At 66.6% G+C, this 3,708-nt stretch carries 4 protein-coding genes; all 4 read left to right on the top strand.

What is annotated here, in order from left to right:
* The coding region (locus EN780_RS29590) for a pirin-like C-terminal cupin domain-containing protein (protein WP_133372766.1) at positions 1-604 on the top strand (604 nt) is incomplete at its 5' end.
* Between the two features lie 108 nt (positions 605-712).
* A complete protein-coding gene (dxs, locus tag EN780_RS29595; protein WP_128276062.1) occupies positions 713-2,626 on the top strand; it encodes a 1-deoxy-D-xylulose-5-phosphate synthase in 1,914 nt (637 codons plus the stop codon).
* A gap of 149 nt (positions 2,627-2,775) precedes the next feature.
* A complete protein-coding gene (locus EN780_RS29600; RefSeq protein WP_128276063.1) occupies positions 2,776-3,063 on the top strand; it encodes a hypothetical protein in 288 nt (95 codons plus the stop codon).
* Positions 3,064-3,106: 43 nt separating this feature from the next.
* A partial coding sequence (locus EN780_RS29605; protein ID WP_133372767.1) for a TlyA family RNA methyltransferase occupies positions 3,107-3,708 on the top strand: 602 nt, incomplete at its 3' end.

Below are 3,708 nucleotides of genomic sequence, written 5' to 3' on the forward strand. Positions count from 1 at the left end.
GAACCTGATGACCGCCGGCCGCGGCATCGTCCATTCCGAGCGCACGCCGGAGGAACTGCGCGGCGCGCCGATGTCGATCTCCGGCCTGCAGACCTGGCTGGAGCTGCCGGACGGCAAGGAGGAGGTTGCTCCGGTCTTCGAGAACACGGCCGTGATCCGCTTGCCCGAGATCGATGCCGAGGGCATCAGCGGCCGCGTCATCATCGGCGCTTTTTCCGGTCTGCGCTCGCCGGTTTCGACCGCCTCGGACACCCTTTATGCCGACCTGAGGCTGGCGCCCGGCGCCAGCGTCAAGATCCCGCCCGATGCCGAGGAGCGCGCCATCTACACGCTGGAAGGCGAGGTCTCGATTGCGGGCGACCGTTTCCCGGCCGAGCGGCTGCTGGTGTTCAAACCGGGCGACGAAATCGTCGTTTCGTCCGAGCGCGGCGCCCATTTCATGCTATTCGGCGGCGCCTCGCTCGGCTCCAGGCGCTACATCTGGTGGAACTTCGTTTCGTCGTCGAAGGAACGCATCGAACAGGCGAAAGAGGAATGGAAGACCGGCCGCTTCGATATCGTTCCTGGAGACGAGGAAGAGTTCATTCCGTTACCGGACAATTAACGCCAGAAGCATCCGCGTCATTGACACGCATTTACATTCGCCGGGCGGCGGCATATTTCGCCCATGATCAACGTGCATGAACGTCAGGTTTGACCAGGCCCCTTAGCCGTGAACGCAAAGCCCGATACGCCGCTCCTCGACAAGGTCCGCATCCCCGCGGATCTGAGGACGCTTGACGAAAGCGAGCTGCCGCAGCTCGCCTCGGAGCTGCGCGACGAGCTGATCGACGCCGTCTCGCACACCGGCGGCCATCTTGGCGCCGGGCTCGGCGTGGTCGAACTGACCGTTGCGCTCCACTATGTCTTCAACACCCCGGACGACCGGCTGATCTGGGATGTCGGCCACCAGGCCTATCCGCACAAGATCCTGACCGGCCGGCGCGACCGCATCCGCACCCTGCGGCAGGAGGGCGGCCTTTCCGGCTTCACCCGGCGTGCCGAGAGCGAATACGACCCGTTCGGCGCCGCCCATTCCTCGACCTCGATTTCCGCCGGTCTCGGCATGGCGATGGGCCGCGACCTCTCCGGCGGCCGCAACAACGTCATTGCCGTCATCGGCGACGGCGCCATGTCGGCCGGCATGGCCTATGAGGCGATGAACAATGCCGGCGCGCTAGATGCCCGGCTGATCGTCATCCTCAACGACAACGACATGTCTATCGCGCCGCCGACCGGGGCGATGAGCGCCTATCTGGCGCGGCTCGCCTCCGGCAAGGCCTATCTCGGCCTGCGTGATTTCGGCAAGAAGCTGACCTCCTATCTCGGCAAGCGCGCCGATCGCGCCATCACACGAGCCGTCGAGCATGCGCGCGGCTACGTCACCGGCGGCACGCTGTTCGAGGAGCTCGGCTTCTATCACATCGGCCCGATCGACGGGCACAATCTCGAGCACCTGATCCCGGTGCTGAAGAACGTCCGCGACAATGGTGACGGCCCGGTGCTGATCCATGTCGTGACCCAGAAGGGCAAGGGCTACGCACCGGCCGAAGCCGCCGCCGACAAATATCACGGCGTCAACAAGTTCGATGTCATCACCGGCGCGCAGGCCAAGGCGCCTGCCAACGCGCCGAGCTACACCAAGGTGTTCGCCGAAAGCCTGGTCCAGGAGGCGCGCGAGGACGACCGCATCGTCGCCATCACCGCCGCCATGCCGAGCGGCACCGGCCTCGATCTCTTCGGCGAGGCCTTCCCGGCCCGGACCTTCGATGTCGGCATCGCCGAGCAGCATGCCGTGACCTTCGCCGCCGGCCTCGCCACGGAAGGCTACAAGCCTTTCTGCGCCATCTATTCGACCTTCCTGCAGCGCGCCTACGACCAGGTCGTCCACGATGTGGCGATCCAGAAGCTGCCGGTGCGCTTCCCGATCGACCGCGCCGGCTTCGTCGGCGCCGACGGCGCCACCCATTGCGGCGCCTTCGACACCACCTTCCTCGCCTCGCTGCCGGGCTTCGTCGTCATGGCCGCCGCCGACGAGGCGGAACTTCGCCATATGGTGCGCACCGCCGCTCACTATGACGAGGGTCCCATCGCTTTCCGCTACCCGCGCGGCAACGGTGTCGGCGTCGACATGCCGGAGCGCGGCTCGGTGCTCGACATCGGCAAGGGCCGCATTCTCAAGGAAGGCACCAAGGTGGCGCTGCTTTCGTTCGGCACCCGCCTGCAGGATTGCCTGATCGCCGCCGAGGAACTCGGCGCCGCCGGGCTTTCCGCCACCGTCGCCGACGCCCGTTTCGCCAAGCCGCTGGACGAGGATCTCGTGCGCCGGCTCGCCCGCTCGCATGAAGTGCTGGTGACGGTGGAAGAGGGCGCGGTCGGCGGCTTTGCCAGCCAGGTGCTGCAGTTCCTCGCCCATCAAGGCCTTCTGGAAGGCGGCCTCAAGGTGCGCCCGCTCGTGCTGCCCGACGCATTCACCGATCACGCCAAGCCCGAGAAGATGTATGCCGATGCGGGCCTGGACGCAGGCGGCATCGTGCGCACGGTGTTCGCCGCCCTCGGCCACGCGGCCAGCGCCAGAAGCGCCTGACTCAAGATATCAGCATCCTGAATCGCTTTGCCGGCTTGCTGTCGTAATCGATTGTTTACGCTACCATTTGGCGCTTTGCTTACCCTGTCTCTTGGCCGTTTCTCAACGGCGGCCTGCTAGAAGCCTGCCGAGGGATAGGGGCAACGACAATGAACAGGTTTCTGTGCGGCATCGCCTTTTTGGCGCTCGCCGCTGGACCGGCGAACGCCGAGACGCGCTACGACCGCAATCTCGAAAAAGCGGCGATGGACATAGTCGCCGGCAAGATCGGCGACATCCGCGGCGGCTTCTCCTACAAGCAGGTTCCGCAGCTCGTCGTGCTGCCCGAGACCGCGCCGGCGGTGCCGGTCGAGCCGCAGCGCCGGCAAGCTTCCGGCGACAGGAATGACGGTCTGGCGCCCGCCGTCGAACGGCCGGTTTCGCGGACCATCTTCTAATCCCCTTCTTGCCTTCGCGACCGGCTTTCGCCAAGGAAGGCCGATGAACTCCACTTTGCCAGCCAGCGCGCGCCTCAGGCTCGACGAACTGCTCGTCCAGCGCGGCCTGTTCGCCAGCCGCTCGCGCGCCCGCGACGCCGTCGAGCGCGGCACCGTAACGGTTGACGGCACCATCGCCCGCAAGCCCGGCCAGAGCGTCCAGGCCGATTGCCTCGTTGCAATCGACGACCCAGCGCAGGCCTATGTCTCGCGCGCGGCGCTGAAGCTGATCGCCGGGCTTGACCGGTTCGGCCTCGACCCCACCGGCAGCGAAGCGCTCGATATCGGCGCCTCGACCGGCGGCTTCACCCAGGTGCTTCTCGAGCGCGGCGCCGCGCACGTCACCGCGATCGATGTCGGCCACGGCCAGATGCATCCGGAGATCTCAGGCGATCCGCGCGTCACGGCCATCGAGGGCCTCAATGCCCGCGATCTCTCGTCCGCCGACCTGGGCGGCGTTGTCCCCGATTTCATCGCCTGCGATGTCAGCTTCATCTCGCTGAAGCTGGCGCTGCCGCCGGCTCTTGCCCTCGCCGGAGATGGCGCCAGGGCGCTGCTTCTGGTCAAGCCGCAATTCGAGGCCGGCCGCGAGGCGATCGGCAAGGG

The sequence above is a fragment of the Mesorhizobium sp. M4B.F.Ca.ET.089.01.1.1 genome (assembly GCF_004022605.1).
GTDB lineage: Bacteria > Pseudomonadota > Alphaproteobacteria > Rhizobiales > Rhizobiaceae > Mesorhizobium > Mesorhizobium abyssinicae.